The 22,255-nt window shown below is 67.1% G+C and carries 24 protein-coding genes; 7 read left to right on the forward strand and 17 right to left on the reverse strand.

Annotated features, from left to right (window positions below; translation table 11 throughout):
- Positions 1–121 (forward strand): hypothetical protein (locus L0976_RS26770; protein WP_234190120.1); only part of this gene is annotated, 121 nt, incomplete at its 5' end.
- Between the two features lie 3 nt (positions 122–124).
- Here L0976_RS26770 and L0976_RS26775 read toward each other — a convergent pair.
- Positions 125–919 (reverse strand): metallophosphoesterase family protein, encoded by a 795-nt coding sequence (locus tag L0976_RS26775; RefSeq protein ID WP_234189946.1) that lies wholly within the window; start codon positions 917–919, stop codon positions 125–127.
- 59 nt (positions 920–978) lie between these two features.
- Between L0976_RS26775 and L0976_RS26780 the strand changes: the two genes are divergently transcribed.
- Positions 979–1,173, forward strand: coding sequence for a hypothetical protein (locus L0976_RS26780; protein WP_234189947.1), 195 nt, complete (start codon positions 979–981; stop codon positions 1,171–1,173).
- A gap of 146 nt (positions 1,174–1,319) precedes the next feature.
- Positions 1,320–2,069, forward strand: a complete 750-nt coding sequence (gene ubiG, locus L0976_RS26785) for a bifunctional 2-polyprenyl-6-hydroxyphenol methylase/3-demethylubiquinol 3-O-methyltransferase UbiG (protein ID WP_234189976.1) — start codon at positions 1,320–1,322, stop codon at positions 2,067–2,069.
- Here ubiG and L0976_RS26790 read toward each other — a convergent pair whose 3' ends face one another.
- From L0976_RS26790 to L0976_RS26810, 5 genes are read right to left on the reverse strand one after another with little or no spacing between them, the layout of a single operon-like run.
- Complete coding sequence (locus L0976_RS26790; RefSeq protein ID WP_234189984.1) at positions 2,070–2,648, reverse strand: DUF3291 domain-containing protein; 579 nt, start codon at positions 2,646–2,648, stop codon at positions 2,070–2,072.
- Positions 2,648–3,076 carry a DUF1178 family protein gene (locus tag L0976_RS26795; RefSeq protein ID WP_234189985.1) on the reverse strand — a complete coding sequence of 143 codons (429 nt, stop codon included), beginning with the start codon at positions 3,074–3,076 and terminating at the stop codon, positions 2,648–2,650. The genes L0976_RS26790 and L0976_RS26795 overlap by 1 nt, the downstream gene beginning before the upstream one ends.
- Positions 3,073–3,930, reverse strand: coding sequence for a carbon-nitrogen hydrolase family protein (locus L0976_RS26800; RefSeq protein ID WP_234189993.1), 858 nt, complete (start codon positions 3,928–3,930; stop codon positions 3,073–3,075). The genes L0976_RS26795 and L0976_RS26800 overlap by 4 nt, the downstream gene beginning before the upstream one ends.
- Before the next feature lie 11 nt (positions 3,931–3,941).
- The gene (grxC, locus tag L0976_RS26805) at positions 3,942–4,196 is read right to left on the reverse strand and encodes a glutaredoxin 3 (protein ID WP_203316691.1); all 255 of its coding nucleotides are present in this window, start codon (positions 4,194–4,196) and stop codon (positions 3,942–3,944) included.
- A 35-nt stretch (positions 4,197–4,231) separates the two neighbouring features.
- A complete protein-coding gene (locus L0976_RS26810; protein WP_234190001.1) occupies positions 4,232–5,023 on the reverse strand; it encodes a ComF family protein in 792 nt (263 codons plus the stop codon).
- Between the two features lie 61 nt (positions 5,024–5,084).
- Here L0976_RS26810 and L0976_RS26815 point away from each other — a divergent pair, with 61 nt between their 5' ends.
- A complete protein-coding gene (locus L0976_RS26815) occupies positions 5,085–5,954 on the forward strand; it encodes a class I SAM-dependent methyltransferase (protein ID WP_234190003.1) in 870 nt (289 codons plus the stop codon).
- A gap of 3 nt (positions 5,955–5,957) precedes the next feature.
- Here the strand turns inward: L0976_RS26815 and L0976_RS26820 are convergent, their stop codons facing one another.
- From L0976_RS26820 to L0976_RS26845, 6 genes are all read right to left on the reverse strand, one after another.
- A complete protein-coding gene (locus L0976_RS26820; RefSeq protein WP_203316688.1) occupies positions 5,958–6,131 on the reverse strand; it encodes a Flp family type IVb pilin in 174 nt (57 codons plus the stop codon).
- A gap of 47 nt (positions 6,132–6,178) precedes the next feature.
- Positions 6,179–6,499 (reverse strand): hypothetical protein, encoded by a 321-nt coding sequence (locus L0976_RS26825; protein WP_234190005.1) that lies wholly within the window; start codon positions 6,497–6,499, stop codon positions 6,179–6,181.
- Positions 6,500–6,609: 110 nt separating this feature from the next.
- Positions 6,610–7,032 (reverse strand): (deoxy)nucleoside triphosphate pyrophosphohydrolase, encoded by a 423-nt coding sequence (locus tag L0976_RS26830; protein ID WP_234190007.1) that lies wholly within the window; start codon positions 7,030–7,032, stop codon positions 6,610–6,612.
- The gene (locus L0976_RS26835; protein ID WP_203316685.1) at positions 7,029–7,787 is read right to left on the reverse strand and encodes an N-acetyltransferase; all 759 of its coding nucleotides are present in this window, start codon (positions 7,785–7,787) and stop codon (positions 7,029–7,031) included. The genes L0976_RS26830 and L0976_RS26835 overlap by 4 nt, the downstream gene beginning before the upstream one ends.
- A 37-nt stretch (positions 7,788–7,824) precedes the next feature.
- Positions 7,825–9,063 (reverse strand): bifunctional glutamate N-acetyltransferase/amino-acid acetyltransferase ArgJ, encoded by a 1,239-nt coding sequence (gene argJ / locus L0976_RS26840; protein ID WP_234190009.1) that lies wholly within the window; start codon positions 9,061–9,063, stop codon positions 7,825–7,827.
- 48 nt (positions 9,064–9,111) lie between these two features.
- On the reverse strand, positions 9,112–10,014 hold the full coding sequence (locus tag L0976_RS26845; protein WP_203316683.1) for a peptidylprolyl isomerase: 903 nt from the start codon (positions 10,012–10,014) through the stop codon (positions 9,112–9,114).
- Positions 10,015–10,251: 237 nt separating this feature from the next.
- Here L0976_RS26845 and secA point away from each other — a divergent pair, with 237 nt between their 5' ends.
- From secA to L0976_RS26860, 3 genes are all read left to right on the forward strand, one after another.
- The gene (secA, locus tag L0976_RS26850; RefSeq protein ID WP_234190011.1) at positions 10,252–12,972 is read left to right on the forward strand and encodes a preprotein translocase subunit SecA; all 2,721 of its coding nucleotides are present in this window, start codon (positions 10,252–10,254) and stop codon (positions 12,970–12,972) included.
- Positions 12,973–13,155: 183 nt separating this feature from the next.
- Positions 13,156–14,583 (forward strand): lipopolysaccharide biosynthesis protein, encoded by a 1,428-nt coding sequence (locus L0976_RS26855; protein ID WP_234190019.1) that lies wholly within the window; start codon positions 13,156–13,158, stop codon positions 14,581–14,583.
- Complete coding sequence (locus tag L0976_RS26860) at positions 14,573–15,844, forward strand: GNAT family N-acetyltransferase (RefSeq protein WP_203316680.1); 1,272 nt, start codon at positions 14,573–14,575, stop codon at positions 15,842–15,844. The genes L0976_RS26855 and L0976_RS26860 overlap by 11 nt, the downstream gene beginning before the upstream one ends.
- 60 nt (positions 15,845–15,904) lie before the next feature.
- On the opposite strand, the gene L0976_RS26865 is transcribed toward L0976_RS26860, so the two are convergent.
- The 5 genes from L0976_RS26865 to ggt form a co-directional block, all read right to left on the reverse strand.
- Entirely contained in the window at positions 15,905–17,548 is a 1,644-nt protein-coding gene (locus tag L0976_RS26865) for an AMP-binding protein (RefSeq protein WP_234190021.1), read from the reverse strand.
- A 74-nt stretch (positions 17,549–17,622) separates the two neighbouring features.
- A complete protein-coding gene (locus tag L0976_RS26870) occupies positions 17,623–17,886 on the reverse strand; it encodes a BON domain-containing protein (protein ID WP_203316678.1) in 264 nt (87 codons plus the stop codon).
- A gap of 175 nt (positions 17,887–18,061) precedes the next feature.
- Positions 18,062–19,405: a histidinol dehydrogenase gene (hisD, locus tag L0976_RS26875; RefSeq protein WP_234190023.1), complete on the reverse strand. Its 1,344-nt coding sequence runs from the start codon at positions 19,403–19,405 to the stop codon at positions 18,062–18,064.
- A 9-nt stretch (positions 19,406–19,414) separates the two neighbouring features.
- Positions 19,415–20,698, reverse strand: a complete 1,284-nt coding sequence (locus L0976_RS26880; RefSeq protein ID WP_234190025.1) for an FAD-binding oxidoreductase — start codon at positions 20,696–20,698, stop codon at positions 19,415–19,417.
- Positions 20,699–20,701: 3 nt separating this feature from the next.
- Complete coding sequence (gene ggt, locus L0976_RS26885) at positions 20,702–22,231, reverse strand: gamma-glutamyltransferase (protein WP_234190027.1); 1,530 nt, start codon at positions 22,229–22,231, stop codon at positions 20,702–20,704.
- Positions 22,232–22,255: the final 24 nt, after the last annotated feature.

The following is a 22,255-nucleotide window of genomic DNA, read 5'->3' on the forward strand; positions in this document are numbered from 1 at the left end:
CGAGCTGCACCGCCTTGCCAATCCCGGCAAGATCCTGCTCGAACTCATCGAGGTCCAGACCGGGTCCTATCTCGGTGAGGACGACATCATCCGCATCGAGGACGAGTTCGGACGGGGGTGATCCCTACAACAGGGCCGTGTCGCCGGGCGTGAGCTTGAGGGCCGTCAGGCGGCCGGTGGCATAGCAGGTCGTGTCGATGCAGATGCGACCCGTGCCGAAGACCGGTTCGCGGCCGGCCGTATGGCCATGGATGACCGTGACGGGCAGGCGGGGGCCTTCGGTCAGGAAGGGTTCGCGGATCCACATCATGTCGTAATCCTCCTGCTGGCGGAGCGGCACGCCGGGCGCGATGCCGGCATGCACGAAGAGCCGGTCGCCGCCGCGGGCCGCGACCGGCAGGCTCCGCAGGAAGGCGATGTGACGGGCGGGCATCCGTGCGCGCAGGTCCTCCCCGAGTGCCTGCAGGCCGCCCGCACCGTCGAGATAACGAGAGGGCTCCAGCCCGTAGGAGCGGAGCGTCGCATCGCCGCCGAAATCCAGCCAGCGCCGGTTTCCTTCGGGATCTTCCGTGAACTTCAGGAACGTGTCGTCGTGGTTGCCGCAGAGCGCGATGCGCTCGATGCCGTCGCCATGACGTTCCGTCGCCAGATGCTCCAGGACCGCGCTGGATGCAGGCCCGCGATCCACATAGTCGCCGAGGTAGATGATGAGAGGCCGCGCGTCCCGATGGTTCGCCGCGTCCATGCGGATGCGCGCCTCCAGCGCAATCAGTGCATCATGACATCCATGCACGTCGCCGATGGCGTAGACGAGCGGAAGGTCGGCGGGAAGGGTGAGGCGCTGGCGGCGGAGGGGAGGCGAGGGCAGGATCATGGCGTTGTCATAACGGGAAAGGCGGGTGGCGGTCCAGCAGGACACGCGGATTCGGGATCGGCCACCCCGCCTCCGTCAATGAATTTTTGGAATAGGGATCGGTTTTGGCCCCCGGCACGGCCGGTATCCATAACCCCGCCTTCGATGTCGCCCGGCCGGACGTGGTGCCGATCAGCGGGGCCAACGACTGCGGCGTGCTCGCCAATGCGCATCTGGCGGCACGGGCGGACGAAGCGTCCCTCCTCGAATCTCCTTGCCATGCACCTGACCGTGGTGATCATCCGCTGTCGAATCGCTGATGGAGAAGGAGCCGGGGGTGGGCCTCATGCACTTTGAGCAGAGGCTGGAGGCGAAGCGGGTCGGCTGGGCCGCTTCACTTCACCCTCTTGACATCCGCCCCCGGGAGGCCGACTTCACGGGGATACGGACGCGAAGGAGACGAGCCATGAGCGAGGCAGCCCGCACGACGATCGACCAGGCGGAAGTCGACCGCTTTTCGGCGATGGCCGCCGAGTGGTGGGACCCGACCGGAAAGTTCCGTCCGCTGCACAAGTTCAACCCGGTTCGCCTCACCTATGTCCGCGACCTCGTGTCCGCCCAGTTCGGCCGCGATCCGCGGGCGCACCGTCCGCTCGAAGGGCTGCGCATCCTCGACATCGGCTGCGGCGGCGGCCTGCTCTCCGAGCCGATGGCGCGCATGGGTGCGGACGTGCTCGGCGCGGACGCGTCGGAAAAGAACATCGGCATCGCCAGGGCCCATGCGGCCGGCAGCGGCGTTCCGGTCGACTACCGCGCGGTGACGGCCGAGGCGCTGGCGGGGGCCGGCGAGACCTTCGACGTCGTGCTCAACATGGAAGTGGTCGAGCATGTCTCGGACGTCGATTTCTTCCTGACCACCTGCGCCTCCATGGTGCGGCCCGGCGGCATGATGTTCGTCGCCACCATCAACCGCACGCTGAAGGCGGCGGCGCTGGCGATCTTCGCGGCGGAGAACGTGCTGCGCTGGCTGCCGCGCGGCACCCACCAGTACGAGAAGCTGGTGCGGCCCGAGGAGATCGAGAAGCCGCTCGCGGCGTCGGGCCTGACGGTGACCGACCGCACGGGCGTGTTCTTCAATCCGCTCCTCGACCAGTGGAACCTTTCCAAGGACATGGACGTGAACTACATGCTGGTCGCGCGCCGCGCGTCCGCCTGATCAGGCTTTCAGCGCCTTCACGACAGCGAGCAGGTCTTCCTGTCCTCCGGCATTGCGTCCCGCCAGCGCCTTCACGCGGTCGCGGTCGACGGTGATAGGATTGCCGTCCGGGCAATACGGCGCCTTGAAGGTGAAAGCCCGAGGCGTCGGACCGTTGTCGGCGAGATATTCCAGCCGTTCGGCGCCGTCGGCCCAGACGGGCCGCGCGCCTTCCTTCACCCACCAGAGCGCCAGCGCGGGCCAGGCCTGGCGCCGGTTCCAGTTGCGGGCGTTTTTCAGGGCGTCGGCGTGCACGCCGCTATAGGTGAAGGCCATCAGGGCCTCCAGTCCCGTCCAGAGCGAGAGCGAGGAGGGCGCGTCTTCGAAGCCGCTGCCGTCGATGAAGCGGGGATAGACCTTTTCGCCCCAGCTTTCCGGCCCCGGCTCGCCCGCATAGCCCGAACGGCCGACATAGCCTTCGGCGCGGCTCGCCGCCTCGAAGTTCAGCGGTTCGCGCAGGCGGAACCCTTCGACGCGCGGGCTTTCGTAGTCGTCGAGATGAAGGCCGAAATTATAGACCGCGAGATGATGGCCGCGCATCAGTTGGTATCGTCGGGCAGCACGGGAAGCGGCGCGACCTCGACGCCTTCCTCGAGAAGATCGCGCACCTCTTGCGCCGTCGCCCGGCCGATCAGGCCGCGTTGCTCGGCCTCGCCGTAATGGATCTTGCGGGCTTCCTCGGGAAAGCGCTCGCCGACATCCTCCGAATTCGCGCGGATGGTCGAGACGATCTCGCGAAGCTTCGCCATCATCTCGCGCTGGCCGGTCTGCACGGCCAGGTCCTGGCGCTGCTGCTTGCTGCGGGCGGTCGAGACGGAGGGCGCCATCAGGCGCTTGGCGACATGGGGCGAACCGCAGGTGGGACAGGAGACGAGGGACATAGTCTGCTGGCGGTCGAAATCGTCCGCCGAGCCGAACCACCCCTCGAAGGCGTGCCCGTTGTCGCAGGAGAGTTCGTAGCGGATCAAGCGGCAACGCCTCCCTTCGCAGGCACGCCGGACACTTCCAGAGTGAAGGCGCGCCCGTTGCGCAGGTTGGGGATCTTGTCTTGCGCGGCCTTCACGGCGGCGGTGTCGATTTCGGCGAGGACCACGGCCTCGCCCGTGCCGCCGGCAGAGGCGAGCACGCGGCCCCAGGGATCGACGATCATGGAGTGGCCGAAGGTCTCGCGGCCGTCCTCATGCACGCCTGCCTGCGCGGCGGCGACGATATAGACGCCGTTCTCGATTGCGCGGGCGCGCAGCAGCGTTTCCCAGTGCGCTTCGCCCGTCTGGCGCGTGAAGGCGGCGGGAACGGAGATGATCTGCGCGCCGGCCTGGGCCTCGGCCTTGAAGAGCTCGGGGAAGCGCACGTCGTAGCAGATGGCGAAGCCGAGCCGGGCGAAAGGAAGGTCCGCCACGCGGGCGACGGCGCCCGGCGTATAGACCGCGCTCTCGCGCCAGCTCTCGCCGTTGTCGAGGTCGACGTCGAACATGTGGATCTTGTCGTAGATGCAGATGCGCGCGCCATCGGGGCCGAAGAGGAAGCCGCGGTTGGCGACCTTGCCGTCGGCAAGCGCGATGGCGGTCGAGCCGACATGGACGCATATGCCGAGTTCGGCCGCAAGCCCTGCCGCGGCGGCGACCACGAGGTCGTCCTCCTCCTGCCGCAGGATGGCGGCGAGCCCCGCGCGGTCCCTCTGCAGGGCGCCGGTCATTTCCGGCGTCTGGACATAGACGGCACCCTTCCCCGCCGCTTCCCGCACGAGGCGCCGCATCGTCTCCACGTTGCGGACGGGGTCGGTCCCGGAGCACATCTGGAGGGCGGCGATCGTGACGGTCATTGCAGGTCTCCTCAGGCCGCCAGCAGGGTGTCGAGCTCGCCCGTGCGCTCCAGCGCGTGCAGGTCGTCGCAGCCGCCGACATGGCGCCCGCCGATGAAGATCTGCGGGAATGTGTTGCGGCCGGCGCGCTCGATCATTTCCTGGCGCAGTTCGGGCGCATAGGTCGCATCGTGCTCCTCGTAGGCCACGCCCTTCGTTTCCAGGAGTTTCTTGGCGGCGCTGCAATAGCCGCAGAACTGACGCGTATAGATGACGACCGAAGCCATGCGTTCCTGCTCCAATGCTTGAAAAATCCAGCCTTTCATATAGGTCCGGCAAGCGCCCTTGCAAAGGTCAAAACGGTCACGTCGCTGACGCCGGCCCGCTTGAGCGCACGCGTGGCGGCGGCAACCGTGGCGCCGGTCGTGTAGACGTCGTCGACGAGAACGACGCGGCGGCCGAACAGCGCCTCGCGGCCTGCGGGCGTGACGGTGAAGGCGCCGCGCACGTTCTCCTCGCGGGCGCGCTGGCCGAGGCCGACCTGCCGGCGGGTGCGCTTCGTTCGGCGCAGCGCCTCGACCAGCACGGGCTTGCCGGAAAGCCTTCCGATGGCGCGGGCGAGCTCGGACGCCTGGTTGAACTTGCGCCAGATGAGGCGGAAGCGGTGCAGCGGCACGGGCAGGATGACATCCGCCGCCTGAACGCTGCCGTCGCCCGCGCGCAGCATCCAGCCCCCCATCATCGGCGCAAGGTCGGTGCGGTCGCGGTATTTCAGCGATTGCACGAGGATGCGCGCGAGATCGTCATAGAGCGCGGCGGAACGCAGGCGGTCGAAGGGCGGCGGATTGGCGATGGCGTCGGCGCTGAGGATGCCGGGCCCGAGATCGTGCGAGAAGGGCGTGCCGAGCACTTCGCAATAGGGGCGCTCGATCAGCGCGAGCTTCGACCAGCAATGCGGGCAAAGGCTCGCCTTGCTGCCGAGAAGCACGCCGCAGCCGACACAGGCCGGCGGGTAGACGGTATCGAGGGCAGCGCCGGCGAGCGCGCGCAACCGGCGGACGGCCGCCAGCCGGAACGGGACGGCCGGCAACGGATCTGCGTCGATTTCGCCCATGCGGTTGACAATAGCCGCAGTTAGCGGCCAATGCGAAGGAAATCCGAACTGGACCTGTCCCATGGAAACGCTCTTCGACCACGCCCTGATCGATACGAACCGCTTGCGGGCGCTGCGCGGCGAGCCGGCGGATTTCCTGCTCGACGTGGTGGCGCGGGAGCTTGCAGAACGGCTCGGCGTCATCGAGCGGCGCTTCGCACGGGCGGTCGAGCTGCACGGGCATACCGGCGCGGCGGCACGGGCCATCGCGGCGACGGGCAAGGTGGACGCGATCGAGCGCGTTGAGACGGACCCGCGCTTTGCCGCCCCGGACGAGGCCCTGACCGTCTCGCCGCTCGAAACGGTGCCGCTGGAGCCGCAATCGGCCAATCTCATCGTCTCGCCGCTGGCGCTGCACCTGACCAACGACACGCCCGGCGTCTTCGTGCAGATCCGCCGCGCGCTCCAGCCGGACGGGCTTTTCATCGCTGCGATTCCGGGAAGCGGGACGCTGCAGGAACTGCGCGAGGTTCTGCTGGCGGCCGAGAGCGAGATGACGGGCGGGGCGAGCCCGCGGGTCATTCCCTTCCCGGATGTGCGGGACGTCGGCGCGCTCCTCCAGCGCGGCGGCTTCGCCCTGCCGGTGACGGACAGGGAGACCTACACGGTCCGCTACGATTCGATCTTCGCGCTGATGAAGGACCTGAGGGCCATGGGCATGGCCAACCCGCTCACGGGCCGCAGCCGGCGGCCGCTGACGCGCGGCATCCTGCTTCGGGCGGCGGAGCTCTATGCGGAACGCTTTTCCGATCCGGACGGGCGCATCCGGGCGACGTTCTCGATCATCTACGTGTCCGGCTGGGCGCCGCACGAAAGCCAGCAGAAGCCGCTGAAGCCAGGTTCGGCGAAGATGCGCCTCGCCGATGCGCTCAAGCCGGGTGGAGGCGGGTGAGCGTCACTTCGGCTTGATGTTGTCGCTCACCGTCACGAGGACGTTTTCGAGATTGCCGCCAAGCGCCGTCAGCGCGGCGATCAGCCCGACGGAAATGAGTGCGGCCAGAAGGCTGTATTCTATGGCGGTGGCGCCCTTCTCGTCGGAGAGGAACGATTTCGTCAATCTTGCAATCATTCCACTCTCCCGTGTGCCTTCGGCACGATTTGAATGCTCGTCCCGGCTCAGCAGCCGCTGCCGGCCCCCGAGCCATCGACGATGCAGACGGCGCCCGGCATCTCCTGGAGCACGCTGCGGCGGACCGTATAGCGCTTGCCGCCTTCCGCCGGGGGGACCGAGCCCGTCGAGATCATGTCCAGTTCGTCCGGCACGTTCGCCATCATCCGCTTGTCGGTCTTGGCGGAAAGAACCGGGGTCAGGACAAGCGCAAGGGCGATCACCGCCGTACCGAAAAGCAGGGCAAGGTTGAGCGCACCGGTCCGGGTATCGCCGGCCGGCGTGAAATCCTTCTCCTGAACGGCTTTCCAGAAGTCTTCGTCACGCATCTCAGATCTCGTAAGCATTCATTGCAACGTTAGGCACGATCTTTGAACGAGGGTGCTAAATGATTGCTTAACGGAGACGGAGAAATCGGGGGAAGCCCCTGCCGTCACGCTCAAAGAAGGTCCATCAGGAACGGAATGAGCGGTTCGTCGGCCGGAGGCATGGGATAATCGCGCAGCGCCTTGGGGCGCACCCACTTGATCGCCTGCCCCTCGCGGCCCCGCGCGGTGCCTTCGAAGCGCCGGCAGACATAGAGCGGCATCAGCAGGTGGAAGTCGTCATAGGTGTGGCTGGCGAAGGTCAGGGGGGCAAGGCACGGGATCTTCGTCGTGATGCCGAGTTCCTCGTCCAGTTCGCGGATCAGCGTCTCCTCGGGCGTCTCGCCGGGCTCCACCTTGCCGCCGGGGAATTCCCACAGGCCGGCGAGCTGCTTGCCCTCGGGGCGCTGGGCCAGAAGGATGCGGCCATCCGCATCGACGAGCGCGCAGGCGGCGACGAGGAGGATGCGGCGCTGTTTGGCGATGGTTTCGGTCATGCCGCGTGCGGTCCCCGATAGCTGTATTCGTAGACGCCGCGAAAGCCGGCGCGGCGGTAGAGCGCAAGCGCGGCGGCATTGTCCGCCTCGACCTGCACCCAGGCATGGCGGGCGCCCTTGAGCTTGGCCCAGCGCAGGCTGGCATGAAGGATGGCGGTGCCGAGACCCCGGCCGCGCCGTTCGCTCGCGACGCCGAGCTGGAGGATGCCGGCGAGGTCGTTGTCCTGTACGGCGATGGTCACGGCGGTCGGGCCGAAACCGGGCTCCTCGAAGATGAAGAGGCCGGCTTCCGGCTTGATGGCGTTGATGATCTCGGTGAGGCCCGGCTTCAGCGACGGATCGTCGCCGGCGACGCGGATGCGCGCGTCGACGAAGCGGCCGACGTCGCGGCTCGGCAGGTGGTCGAGGCCTTCGTCCCGCGGCAGGTCCGCAAGGTCGACCGTCATGACCACGGTGCGGCCGACATTCGCCCAGCCGGCCTCGTCCATGAAGGCGACGAGCTTTTTCGGCGTGAGGGGCGTCTGGCGCACCAGCAGGGGGCGGCCGTAATCGGCAAAGCGCTTGGCCGCCTTTTCCAGGCGGATCTCGATGTCGCGGGTGTCGGAGGGATCGAGCGGATTGACCGAGTTCAGCCGGCGCGAGGGATGGCCCGCCGTCAGCCGGCAGAGCCAGCTTCCGTCATACTGCACGCTGGCCGCCGGCCACGCGCGAAAACCGACGGCTTCCAGCCGCCGGACCTTCGGGAGATCGCTCATCGTCGTCTTCTGTCCGGAAGGGGTCACGTTCCGGGCCTCAGCTGCGGTAGTCGCCGTTGATCTCGACATATTCCTTGGTGAGGTCGCAGGTCCAGACCCTCGCCCGGCCTTGGCCGAGGCCGATCTCGACGCGCACCGGAATGTCCTCGCGCTTCATGACGGCGGTGGCGGCCGCTTCGGAATAGGACGGGTCGCGCTCGCCGTCGACGGCGACGCGGACATCGCCGAACCAGATGGCGAGGCGGTCGCGGTCGGCCATCTCGCCGGACTTGCCGACGGCCATGACGATGCGGCCCCAGTTGGCGTCCTCGCCGGCGACGGCGGTCTTGACCAGCGGGGAATTGGCGATGGAAAGGGCGATGCGCTTGGCCGCCTCGTCGCTCTCGGCGCCTTCCACGGTGATCTCCACCATCTTGCGCGCGCCTTCGCCGTCACGGACGACCTGGAGCGCGAGGTCGCGCAGGAGGTCGCCCAGCGCCGCGCGGAAGCCGTCGAGCGCGGCGTCGTCGGCTGTGACGGCCTTCTGGCCGTCGGCGGCGGCAGCGCCGGTGGCGAACAGCATCAGCGTGTCGGAGGTGGAGGTGTCGCTGTCGACGGTGACGGAATTGAAGGTCGGGCCGACGCCGGCGGACAGCAGCGATTGCAGCACGTTCGCGGGAATGTCGGCATCGGTGACGACGAAGGAGAGCATCGTCGCCATGTCGGGCGCGATCATGCCGGCGCCCTTGGCGATGCCGTTGATGCGGACGGTGACGCCGCCGAGCTCGGCAGTGCGCGTCGCCACCTTCGGATAGGTGTCGGTGGTCATGATCGCCTTGGCGGCCTCGAACCAGAAATCCTCCGTGCCGGAGGCGGCAAGGCCGTCGAGCACGCCGGAGAATTTTGTGGCGTCGAGCGGTTCGCCGATCACGCCCGTGGACGCAAGGAAGACCTCGCCCTCGCTACAGCCGACGGCTTTGGCGGCAGCCTCCGCGGTGAGCTTCGTCGATTCGCGGCCCTTGCGGCCGGTGAAGGCATTCGCATTGCCGGAATTGACCACAACCGCGCGGGCGACTCCGCCCGGAAGGTTGGCGCGGCAGAAGTCGACCGGGGCCGAGGGGCACTTGGAGCGGGTGAAGACACCGGCGACGGCGGCGGGACGGTCGAAGACCATCATCAGCACGTCGGTCCGGTTCCTGTACTTGATCCCGGCGGCGGCGGTGGCCATGCGCACGCCGCGCAGCGGCGGCATTTCGGCATAGGTTTTCGGAGCGAGCGGGGAGATGGAACCGGACATGGCGCTTTCCTGGAATGGTAGAGGCCCGGCTTTCGCCGGGCCATGGTCTTACTGCTGGCCTTCGGTCGCGGGGGCTGCTTCCTCGCCCTCGCCTTCCGCCGCCGGCTTGTTGACCGCGTCATAGGCGGTCTTCAGCGCGGCGTCCTGGATGTCGACGGGCGCTGCGGCCTTGGCCTTTTCGAGAAGCTCCAGATACTTGTCGCGCATGACGAGCTGGCGAACCTGCGGCTCAACCTGGTCCAGCGCCGGGGGCTGCTGCTTTCGCTTGTCCTCGACCTTGATGACGTGGTAGCCGAACTGCGTCTTCACCGGCTCCTTGGAATAGGCGCCCTTTTCCAGCGCGAAGGCGGCCGCTTCGAATTCCGGGACCATGCGGCCCTTGGCGAAATAGCCGAGGTCGCCGCCTTCCGACTTGTTCGGGTCGGTCGACTTTTCCTTGGCGATCTCGACGAAGTCCTTGCCGGCGTCGAGGTCCTTGATGACGGCCTTGGCCTCTTCCTCGGTCTTGACGAGGATGTGGCGCGCGCGGATCTCGTCCTGCGGCTCGATGGCGGCGACTTCCTTGTCGTAGCGCGCCTTCACCTCTTCCGGCGTGACGGCATCGACGACGTGCTTCTTGAAATAGGCGTTGTGCAGTTCGCGATCGGTGAGGAAGGCGAGGCGCTGCTTGAAATCGTCGGTGTCCTGCAGGCCTTCCTTGTCCGCGTCGGCGGCGAGCAGCTTGACGTCGATGATCGAGGAGAGGGCGGCGACGCGCTTCTGGTCCTCCGGCAGGTTGGCGAGCTGCGGGTCGAGGCCGGCCATGCCGAGCTTGAGTTCCGATTCGTGGATCTCGACGGCGCCGACCTTGGCGACGACCGGATCGGCTGCCGCATCCTGCGCACGGACGCTGCCGCCGGCAGCGACAATCGCGATGAGCGCGACCGTTGCGAGCTTGCTGTACTTGAACATTTCGAAAAGACCTTTCACATCCTCGCCGGAATCGGGCCGATATCCGGTGCCAGACTGCTCAACACCACCAGAATGTGGCAGTTGTGCAACCGTCTGAGCCGTTGACATCATTCGACCCCCCTCTTATCTGTCACGCAATCCCGCGTCCAGAACAGTTTCCGGGCGTTTCACGGCTTTGCGCGCAAATATCGTGCGACCTGTCACGCGCCGGGCGCCCACAAAGAAAGGACCATCCTGATGGTCAGCCTCGGCGGCATCGCCCGCAAGTTGTTCGGCTCTTCCAACGATCGCCGCGTTCGTTCCTACAAGACCCGCGTCGACGCGATCAACGCGCTAGAGCCCGAGATGAAGGCGCTCTCCGACGAAGCGCTTCGCGCCAAGACCGTGGAATTCCGCGAGCAGCTCGCCGCCGGCAAGACGCTGGACGATCTCCTGGTGCCGGCCTTCGCCGTCGCCCGCGAGGCGGCCTTGCGCGTCCTCGGCCTTCGTCCCTTCGACGTCCAGCTCATCGGCGGCATGATCCTGCACGAGAAGTCGATCGCCGAGATGAAGACCGGCGAAGGCAAGACTCTGGTCGCCACGCTCCCCGTCTATCTCAACGCGCTCGCCGGAAAGGGCGTGCATGTCGTGACGGTCAACGACTACCTCGCCACCCGCGACAGCGCCCAGATGGGCCGGATCTACGGCTTCCTCGGCCTTTCGACCGGCGTCATCGTGCACGGCCTCGACGACGACCAGCGCCGCGCGGCCTATGCCTCGGACATTACCTACGCGACGAACAACGAGCTCGGCTTCGACTACCTGCGCGACAACATGAAGTACGAGCGCGGCCAGATGGTCCAGCGCGGCCACTTCTTCGCCATCGTCGACGAAGTGGACTCGATCCTCGTCGACGAGGCGCGCACGCCGCTGATCATTTCCGGCCCGCTCGACGACCGTTCCGACCTCTACACGACCATCGACGCCTTCATCCCCATGCTGGACGAGGCGGATTACGAGATCGACGAGAAGCAGCGCTCGGCCAATTTTTCCGAAGTCGGCACGGAGAAGCTGGAGAACCTGCTGCGCCAGGCCGGCCTTCTCAAGGGCGAGTCGCTCTACGACGTCGAGAACGTCGCCATCGTCCACCACATCAACAACGCGCTGAAGGCCCACAAGCTCTTCGCCCGCGACAAGGACTACATTGTCCGCAACGACGAGATCGTCATCATCGACGAGTTCACCGGCCGCATGATGCCGGGCCGCCGCTATTCGGAAGGCCAGCACCAGGCGCTCGAAGCCAAGGAAAAGGTGACGATCCAGCCGGAAAACCAGACGCTGGCCTCGATCACCTTCCAGAACTATTTCCGCATGTATTCCAAGCTCGGCGGCATGACGGGCACGGCCTCGACGGAAGCCGAGGAATTCGGCAACATCTACGGCCTCGAGGTCGTGGAAGTGCCGACCAACCTGCCGATCCAGCGCCTCGACGAGGACGACGAGGTCTACCGGACGGCGGAAGAGAAGTACAAGGCGATCATCGAAGAGATCAAGGCGTCCCGCGAGAAGGGCCAGCCTGTCCTCGTCGGCACGACCTCGATCGAGAAGTCCGAGCTTCTGGCCGAACTCCTCAAGAAGTCCGGCTTCAAGGATTTCCAGGTCCTCAACGCCCGCTACCACGAGCAGGAAGCCTATATCGTCTCGCAGGCAGGCGTACCGGGCGCGGTCACCATCGCCACCAACATGGCCGGCCGCGGCACCGACATCCAGCTCGGCGGCAATGTCGACATGCGGCTGGAGCGCGAGCTCGCCGAGATGGAACCGGGTCCCGAGCGCGATGCCAAGCGCGAAGCGATCGTCGCCGAGGTCAGGCAGCTCAAGGAGAAGGCGCTCGCCGCCGGCGGCCTCTACGTGCTTGCCACCGAGCGCCATGAAAGCCGCCGCATCGACAACCAGCTTCGCGGCCGTTCGGGCCGCCAGGGCGACCCGGGCCGCTCGAAGTTCTTCCTGTCGCTGCAGGACGACCTGATGCGCATCTTCGGCTCCGAGCGCATGGACTCGATGCTCCAGAAGCTCGGCCTCAAGGAGGGCGAGGCGATCGTCCATCCCTGGATCAACAAGGCGCTGGAGCGCGCGCAGAAGAAGGTCGAAGCCCGCAACTTCGACATCCGCAAGAACCTCCTGAAATACGACGACGTGCTCAACGACCAGCGCAAGGTCATCTTCGAGCAGCGCATCGAGCTGATGGACGGCGACAACCTCTCCGAGATCGTCGGCGACATGCGTCAGGAGGTGGTCGAAAACCTCGTGCGCCTGCACATCCCGGAAAATGCCTATGCGGAGCAGTGGGACGTCGCGGGCCTCAAGCAGGGCGTTCTCGAACAGCTCAATCTCGACCTGCCGATCGAGGCCTGGGCGGCCGAGGAAGGCATCGACGAGAAGGACATCCTGGAGCGGCTGAAGGCGGCCGCCGACGAGGCCGCGCGCGATCGCGCGGAACGCTTCGGCCCCGAGATCATGGCCTATGTCGAGCGCTCGGTCCTGCTCCAGACGCTGGACCATCTGTGGCGCGAGCACATCGTCAACCTCGACCACCTGCGCTCGGTCATCGGCTTCCGCGGCTATGCCCAGCGCGATCCGCTGCAGGAATACAAGGCCGAGGCCTTCGAGCTGTTCCAGGCGCTGCTGGCGAACCTGCGCCAGACCGTCACCGCGCAGCTCATGCGCGTCGAGCTGGTGCGCCAGGCCGCCGATGCCCCGGTGCCGGCGCCGCCGGCCATGGAAGGCCATCATATCGACGGGACCACCGGCGAGGACGATTTCGGCGAGGGCAACGGTTTCGCGGCCACGGCCGTCGAGCCGGAAGACCGCGACCCGAACGATCCTGCGACCTGGGGCCGCGTTGCGCGCAACGAGCCGTGCCCCTGCGGTTCGGGCAAGAAATACAAGCATTGCCACGGCGCCTTCGAGCAGGTCTAGCAGACGCCCGATGGCCCCACGCCGCTTCCGGCATGGCCTCACATGCCGATTGGGATGCCGCCTTCGGGCGGCATTTTCTTTGCCGGCCGGGCCTTTCGCACCGGGTCGTCCAACCCTTTGTTAACCCTGATCTGCCAAGACTGGCCGTGTTCAGTTCTGCGTAGCGTTCGGGTTCCTGTGTTGATGGCTGTCATCCAGTCGGCGGAAAAGTTGCTGCCTGCGGGCCTGCGTGGCAAGGCGGAGCCCTTTCTGCGCGCCGTTGCCTCCGTGCTGGCCGGCGAAGATCCGCGCAACCTCGCCCAGCGCATGGCGCTCATCACCTTCGCCATCCGCGTCGTCAGCGCCGCCATCGCCTTCGTCTCGCAGATCATCCTTGCGCGCGTGATGGGCGAGTTCGAATACGGTATCTTCGTCTTCGTCTGGGCGCTCGTGGTCATCTGCGGCGACATGTCCTGCCTCGGCCTCCATACGACCGTCGTGCGCTTCCTGCCGGACTATGCCGGGCGCAACGCGCATGCGGAAATCCGCGGCCTCACCTCGACGGCCCGCACCTTCGCCATGCTGTCCTCGACGATGCTGGCGATGGTGGGCTTCCTGGTCCTCTGGCTCTTCCGCGAGAGCTTCGCCGGCTATTATGTCGTGCCCCTCTTCATCGGCCTCTTCTGCATGCCGATGATCGCGCTCGGCGACGTGCTCGACGGGACGGCGCGCGCGCATAGCTGGGCGCTGGTGGCGCTCAGTCCCACCTACATCGTCCGGCCCCTGCTGATCCTCGTCTTCATGGTGATCGCCGTGCGGATGGGCGCGCCGCATACGGCGCTGACGGCGATGGTCGCCGCCCTTGCCGCCACCTATCTCACGACGGTCGTGCAGTTCTTCAACATCGTATGGCGGCTGCGCAAGCGCTATGTCGCCGGGCCGCGCAAGGTTGAGACCTCGCTCTGGATCAGGGCCGCGCTGCCGATCTTCGTCATCGAGGGCTTCGGTTTCCTGCTGACCAATTCCGACGTCATCGTCGTCGGCCTCTTTCTCGATCCCGAAAGCGTGGCAATCTATTTCGCGGCGGCCAAGACCATGGCGCTGGTGCATTTCGTGTTCTTCTCCGTGAAGGCCGCGGCGGCCCCGCGCTTTTCCGCCCTGTTCTCCTCCGGCGACCGCCTCGCGCTCGCGCGCTTTGCCGGCGAGACGGTGCGCTGGAGCTTCTGGCCGTCGCTGGCCGTCGGCCTCGGCGTCGTCGCGTCCGGCCATTTCCTCCTGTCGCTGTTCGGCCCGGCCTTCACGGCGGGCCACGGGCTGATGGCGATCCTGCTTGCCGGCATTCTCGCCAAGGCGCTCGTCGGTCCCGGCGAAGTGCTGCTCACCATGTCCGGCGAGCAGCGGCTGTGCGCCATCGTCTATGCCGTGGCCTTTGCGGCCAATATCGCCTTCAACGTCACCCTCATTCCGCTCTTCGGCGTCACCGGGGCGGCCGTCGCCACGGCCGGCGCCATGGTCGTCGAGGCGCTGCTGCTGCACCTTGCGGTGCGCGGAAAGCTCTCGATCATTCTCTTCGCCTTCGCCAATCCGGTGCCGGCGAACCTCGTCAACGGGATGGACCGCCATGACCGATAGCCACGGCTTCGACCACGCGATTGCGGCCGGCCGTGCCCAGGCCGCCATCCCGCCGGCCGCCCCGCTCGCGCAGCCGCCGGCCGACCAGTGCATTGCCGTCGGCCGCCCGGGCCGCTCGCTGGCGCTCTATCCGGCAACGGCGGGCTACGAGCTCCAGCAGGAACTGGACTTCCTGTCGAACCGCGTCATGGAGCCGAACGTCTTCTTCACCGGCCGCTTCCTTGCCCCCGCCATGCCGCGGCTCGAGGATCGCACCGTGCGCCTCTCCGTCATCCGCGACGAGGGCGAAGGTCGCAGCCGCCTGCGGTTCCTGATGCCCTTCTCCATCGAGAAGCCGGGTTTTTCCATCGGCGCCAGCATCCTGCGCGTCTGGTCGAACCCCTTCGGCCCGCTCGGCACGCCCCTCGTCGATGCCGAGGGGGCGGCCGAGACGCTCGACAACCTCCTGGAGGCGCTTGCCGCGCCCGGCATCGGCCTGCCGCCGATCCTGGTCCTGCCCGACCTTCGCCTCAACGGCGCCTTCGCGCAATTGATGCGCGCCGTCGCGATCGGCAGGAACCTGCCGCTCACGGTGACCGATACCCATAGCCGGCCCATGCTGGAAAGCCTGCTCGACGGCCAGACCTATCTTCAGAAGGCCATCTCGCCGGAGCATTTCCGCGAGCTGCGCCGGCAATGGCGCAGGCTCGACCGGCTTGGCGAGCTCAGCTACAACGTCGCGCGCCAGCCGGCCGAAATCCGCCTTCGCATGGAGGAGTTCCTACTGCTGGAGGCCGCCGGCTGGAAGGGCCGCGGCCGCACAGCGATGATCAACGATCGCTACCGCGCCGCCTTCGCCCGCGAGGCGATCACCAACCTTGCGGAAACGGACGGCGTGCGCATCCACACGCTCGACCTCGACGGGCGCGCCATCGCCTCCATGGTCGTGTTCCTGACGGGTGGCGAAGCCTATACGTGGAAGACCGCCTATAACGAGGATTACGCGCGCTATTCGCCCGGCAAGCTGCTTCTGGCCGAGCTTACCGAATGGCACCTCGACGACGCCAATATCGTGCGCTCGGATTCCTGCGCGGTGCCCGACCATCCGGTCATGAGCCGGTTCTGGGAGGAGCGCGAGGACATGGGCACGCTCGTCATCGGCCTGCAGCAGAACCGCGACCGCGACGTGCGGCAGGTCGCCACGCAGCTCCACCTTTACCGCAACACCCGCAACGTGGCGCGGCTCCTGCGCGAGAAGATCAGGTCGCTGGCGCGGCGCTAGAGCATTCCAGCCGAAGCGGAATCGCTTCTATGCCGGACAATGCGGCAAGAGCGAAATGCCCTATGCCGCGTGTGCGGCCTCTTCGGCCGCGCGCTTGCGCAGGAGATGGCGGATGACCTTGCCGGACGTGGTCAGCGGCAGGGAATCCACGAAATCGACCTCCCGCGGATATTCGTGCATGGAAAGCCGCGACTTCACCCATTCGCGTATGTCGGCCGCCAGCGCCGGCGAGGGCGCCTGGCCGGGGCGCAGCACCACATAGGCCTTGACGATTTCCGTGCGCACCGGGTCCGGCTTGCCGACGGCGGCGGCGAGCTGCACGGCGGGATGGCCGGCAAGGCAGTCCTCGATCTCGCTCGGGCCGATGCGGTAGCCGGAGGAGGTGATGACGTCGTCGTCGCGGCCGAAGAAGGTGACGTAGCCCTCCTCGTCCATGCGGCCGAGATCGCCGGTCATCAGCCAGTCGCCGACGAATTTCGCCGCCGTCGCCTTCTCATCCTGCCAGTAGCCGAGGAACATCACGGGGTCGGGCCGCCTGACGGCGACCTGGCCGACGGTGCCGCGCGGCACCTCCCGGCCATCCGTATCGACGATCGCGACCACATGGCCCGGCACGGGCTTGCCGATCGGCCCCGGCCGCGACACGCCGATCTTGCCGATCGAGCCGAGCACGATGTTGCACTCGGTCTGGCCGTAGAACTCGTTGATGGTGATGCCGAGCGTGTCGCGCACCCATTCCCAGGTCTCGCGGCCGAGCGATTCGCCGGCCGAACCGATGGTGCGCAGGTTGAGCCGGTATGTCCCGCGCGGATCGGCGACCGTCTTCATCAGCCGCAGCGCCGTCGGCGGGATGAAGGCGTTGCGCACGTCCATGTCCTGCATGATGCGGTAGGCCATGTCGGGATCGAATTTCTGGCCGGGCGAGGAGACGACCGGCACGCCGAGCAGCAGCGCCGGCAGCAGCACGTTGAGGAGCCCGCCCGCCCAGGCCCAGTCGGACGGGGTCCAGATGCGGTCGCCGGGCTGCGGCAGGAACTCGTGATGCATCTGGAAGCCGGGCACATGGCCGAGCAGCACGCGATGCCCATGCAGCGCGCCCTTCGGCGGACCGGTGGTGCCCGAGGTGTAGATCATCATGGCCGGATCGTCCGGCCCGCTGTCCATGGGGGCGAAGGGACCGGCGTGGCGGGAAACCAGGTCCTGGAACGATCGGGCGGCGGGGTCCGCACCGGGCTCGGTCGTCACCACCAGCTCCAGCGTCGGAAGATCGCTGCGGATCGGGGCGAGGCGGTCCCGGCCGAAGCGGTTCGTGACGATCGCCCTCGCCCCGGCATTCCTCAGCCGGTAGAGCAGGGCATCCGCGCCGAAGAGCAGGGCGAGCGGCAGGGCGATGGCGCCGAGCTTGTAGATGGCGACATGCGTGACGACCGTCTCGAAGCCCTGCGGCAGCAGGATCGCGACGCGGTCGCCCGCGCGCACGCCCTCTGCCGCCAGCGCCGCGGCGAAGGCGTCGGAGCGGGCGGCGAGCTCGCCATAGGTCATGGAGAGCGGCGGCGCATCCGGCAGGAAATGCTGGAGACAGACGCGGCCCGGCTCGCGCGCCGCCCAGGCGTTGGAGACGGCAACGCCGATGTTGAACCGTTCGGGGATCTGCCAGCGGAAATCCCGGTACAGGGCATCGTAGGTCGGTCGTGCAGCGAGCATCCGGCGTCACTCCAGTTTGCTGCATTGCACCTAGCATTCCGGAGGGCCGCCCCGCAATGGCGGCTTTTGCGGGGTCAGAGCCAGGAAAGCCGGTTGTCGACCTCGCTGACCTCCTTGACCGAAGCGGCGATGGTCACCGCGCGCTCGGCCTCCTCGGCGGAGCCGATACTGCCCGAGAGCACGATGCGCGTTCCCTTGCAGGTCACGGTGATATCAGAGGCGTCCACGTCGCCCGCCACCGAAAGCGCATCGGCGACCGCGGCCTCGAGCCAGGCCGGATGAGGCCCGTCGAAATGCTCGGGCACCTCGCCCTTGAAGGTTCCTTCCTTGAAGACCATGACGCGCTCCTTTCGCCGTTTGCGCTGGAGAACGCGGCACGGCGGGATTTGTTCGTTGCAGCGCCACACGGCGCCACGGGCGACGTATCCTAGCATGGCGGGAACACCCCCGCATGGGACAATCGCCCGGCGTGCGTTCTCCAGGCAAGGAACGGGCGCGGTGGCGCCGGGCGTCTCAGGAAGTGCGCGCGGCCGCGTGGAGAACCTTGTCCCGGATTGACGAGACCGCGTTGGCATGGCCATCGAAGCCCTCATACCGCGCGAGGCGCTCCGCATGGCCGGCAAAGCTTTCGTAGGCCGCCTCGGACAGGGACGCGATCGACGTGCGCTTCAGGAAATCGAAGACTGCCAGGGGAGACATCGTTTTCGCGGCCGCTCCCGTCGGCAGGACATGGCTCGGTCCGAGCACGAAGTTGGCGATGCTGATCGCCGAATGCGGGCCAAGGAGAATCTCGCCTGCATGTTCAAAGCGGGTGAGGTATTGCCAGGCATTGTCGGCGAGGACCGCGAGGTGTTCCGGAGCGTAGTCGTTGACGAAGGCGAAGGCTTCCTCCTTCGTGCGGGTAACGACGATCCCGCCTCTCGGGCCGGAAAGGACGGTTTTGGAATATTGCGCCCGGACGTCCCCCATCTGTGACCAGAAGGCGGGTATGCGGGAAGCAACGGCATGTGCGAAGTCCTCGCTGTCGGTGACGAAGAACACCGACGAGTCGGGACCGTGCTCGGATTCCACGCACAGATCCAGGGCGACCAGCTCCGGCGGGACGGTGCCGTCCGAGAAGACGATCAACTCGCTCGGACCGGCCGGGCTGCCGGGATCGATGACGGACGAGAGCTGCTTTTTTGCCGCCACCACCCATGGGCTGCCGGGGCCGACGACCTTGTCGCATTTGGGAACCGTCTGCGTCCCGAACGCGACGGCCGCGATGCCTTGCGCCCCGCCGCATTTGAAGACGTCTGCTACCCCGGCGATCTCGGCAGCGACCAGGGTCGCCGGATCGACGGTTCCGTCGGGGCCGGGCGGTGTGATGACGACGACCTTCTTCACGCCTGCCACCTTCGCGGGAATCGCGGTCATCAGGACGGAGCTCGGGAAGGAGCCCTTGCCGCGCGGGACATAGCAGGCAACGGAGTCGATCGCGTTCCAGCGGTCGCCGACGAGGACGCCGGGATGCGTCTCGTGCAGGGCCAGCGTTTCCGGCATCTGCCTTTCATGGAAGTGACGGATGTTTTGCGCGGCAAATTCGAGCGTTTCGATCAACTCGCGGTCGATAGATGCACGGGCGGCGGCGAATTCCCCGGGCGTCGCACGAATTTGGTCCGCGGCGATCGGGGCCTTGTCGAACCTGTTCGCAAAGTCGGCAAGCGCCTTGTCGCCATCGCGCCGGACGGCGTCGATGATCGGGATCACCTTCTCCATGAAGGCGCTCAGATCGTTTTCCGTGCGCTGCAGCAGGCTTTTGCGCTGGGCCCCGTTCAGGTCGCAGAGCTTGTGGATCGAAATGGGGGTCTCGGACATGGTGTCTCCTTAAGGCGCGCTGCTCGTGCGCACCGGGAAGCGTTGAGGGGAAAAGGGGGAGGCTTGCGGTGGAGACGCGTGACCGGATTGCAGGGATCGTGCCGCAAGCGCGGCGGTGGCCGGCGCGGCGCCCAGTCCCGTAAAGCCGTGTCCGAACGCGAAATGCACGTTCTCCATGTTCGTCGCGCGTCCGATGACGGGAAGCTCGTCGGCGATGGCCGGCCGGCGGCCCATCCAGATGGAAACGCCCGGCTGCCGGATGTCGCCCGGCAGGGCGCCGAAGTATCGTCGGGCGAGATCGAGCAATGCCTGGGCGCGCGACCAGTCGGGCGGGCTGTCCGGGCCGGCGATCTCGACCTGGCCGGCCAGACGGATGCCGTCGATCATCGGGGTTGCGACCATCAAAGCGTCATCGAACATGACGGGCCGCCTCAATCGTTCGCCCGGCGGCAGCGTGACATGGTAGCCCCGCTCGCTGAGAAGGGGCGGGTCGTCGCCGATCTGGCGCGCGAGGGCGCGCGAATGCGCACCGCCGCAAATCACGACCGCATCGAACGCGAGCATCCCCTCTGACGTTTCGAGCCCCGCAAGCCTGTGGCCGGCGTGGATCAGCCTCGTGACGTCGGCCTTGATGACATGGACGCCGCGTCGACGGGCGTGATCGGCAAGACCCCTGACGTAACCTGCGGGATCGGTGCAATGGCCACCGTCGGTGACCAGGATTGCGCCGAAACAATCGCGCTCGATGCCCGGCTCTTCCGCACGCAACGCCCTGCCGTCGAGGAAGGTCCAGTTCACGCCGAGCTCGCGCCGCAGGGTCCACCAGCGCAGGTCACGGCGAAAGGCCTGCTCGCTGCCGTAGGTGTAGAGGAGGCCTTCCGACCTGATCAGATGCTGCAGGCCGGCCTCCTTCGCGAGGGCCTGGTGCCGCGCGACCGTGTCGGAAAGCAGGGTGGAGAGGGCGCCCGCCTTGTGACGAACCCGCTCGAGCGTAAGCCCGGAGGTCACGAAACGTGCAAAATGGCGGGCGTTGCGGATGGCAAAACCAAGGTTGCCGCTGAGGGGCGCCGACCTTCCGAAGAGGAACGACGGCAGGCGCCACAACAGCGAAGGCACGGAAACAGGAATGATGGAGGCCGGGCAGAGCCAGCCCCCGTTGCCGGAGCTTGCCGCCCCGCTGCTGCCCGGCTCGTCCCGGTCGATCAGCGTGACATCGTAACCGAGGCGGTTGAGTTCGATGGCGGTGACCGTTCCGATCACGCCCGCCCCGACGATAGCGACCGAACTGTTCATCGATCACATCCCGATCGCCAGGCCGTCCTTGCGGGGGTCCGACCCGCCGGCAAGCGTACCGCGCTGCGGATCGATCCAGATGGCCTGCGCCCCGCCGATGGGAAGATGCGCCACCTGGACGCTGTGGCCCCTCCTGGTCAGGCCCTCGACGATATGCGCGGGCATCGAGCGTTCGACCTCGGCAAACCCCTTGAAATGGAAGGTCCGCGGCAGGTCGATGGCCTCTTGCACGTCGAGGCCGAAGTCGACGACATTGGTGACGAGCTGCGCGTGACCGATCGCCTGGTAGTCCCCGCCCATGACGCCGTAGACCAGCGACGGCTTTCCGTCCTTCAGCGTCATGCCGGGCATGATCGTGTGGAGCGGGCGTTTTCCGGGGCCGAATTCGTTCGGATGGCCAGGTACCAGATTGAAGCCGCTGCCGCGGTTCTGAAGCAGTACGCCGGATTTCGGCGCCAGGACGCAACTGCCGAAATGGTGGTAGAGCGAATTGATCAGCGTCACCGCATTGCCGGAACCGTCCACCACCGAAATGGTGGTGGTATCGGATTTGCGCGTGGCCGGCTCCCCGAATTCCCTTGTCGTCCTGTCCCCGTCGATCATGGCGGCGAGCGCGGCGGCATGGGCGTCGCTGGTGAACCGCCGGTGATCGACGGCGCTGTGCTCCGGGTCGCCGATCGAGCGATCGCGTTCGCGATAGGCGAGCCGCGCCGCTTCGAGCAGCAGGTGGAAGCGTTCCGCGCTGAAATGGTCGGTCTTCGGCAGATGCTTGAGAATGTTCAGCAGGAGGAGGGCCGTGGCGCCCTGATTGTTGGCTGGAAGCTGCAGGACCTCGAAGCCCTTGTAGTCGATGCGCAACGGATCGACGTAGAATGACGCCGTTCTTTCGAGGTCGTCGTGCGAGAGGCAGGACCCTCCGCGTTCGAGGGTCGCCACGATATCGTCCGCGACCCAGCCGCGATAGAAACCGTCGCGGCCCTTGGCCGCGATCTCGCGCAACGTCAGTGCAAGCTCCGGCTGGCGGTGGATTTCGCCGGCGCGGAAGGCGCGGCCGCCCGTGAGGAACCGGGCCGCCGCCTCCGGCGTCGTCGCCAGTGCCGGCGCGAAGGAGTTCCAGTCGAGCGCCACGCGGTCGGCGACGACATAACCGTCGGCTGCCGCCCTGATGGCCGGATGGAAGAGCCTTCCCCAATCCAGGCTGCCGTGGTCGGCATGGAGGCGCGCCCAGGTGTCCACCGCCCCCGGGCAGGTGACGGCAAGCGCGCCGCGCAGCGGCATCCCGGTGTGGCCCAATGCGCGCAGGGCGTCGGCGGTCATCGCGGCGGCGCTCTTGCCCGATCCGTTGAGGCCGAATGTCCTTGCGGAGGCGGACGCATGACCGAGAACGAAGCTGTCACCGCCGACGCCGCTTGCCTGCGGCTCCACCACCGCCAGCAGCGCGGCGGCGCAGATCGCGGCGTCGAAGGCGTTTCCGCCTGATTGCAGGATGCCGAAGGCGGCGGCGGATGCGGCGGGATGCGCTGTGGCGATCATGCATTCCTGGCCGCGGACGACGGA

Source organism: Shinella sp. NM-101 (assembly GCF_021401195.1).
Taxonomy (GTDB): Bacteria; Pseudomonadota; Alphaproteobacteria; order Rhizobiales; family Rhizobiaceae; genus Shinella.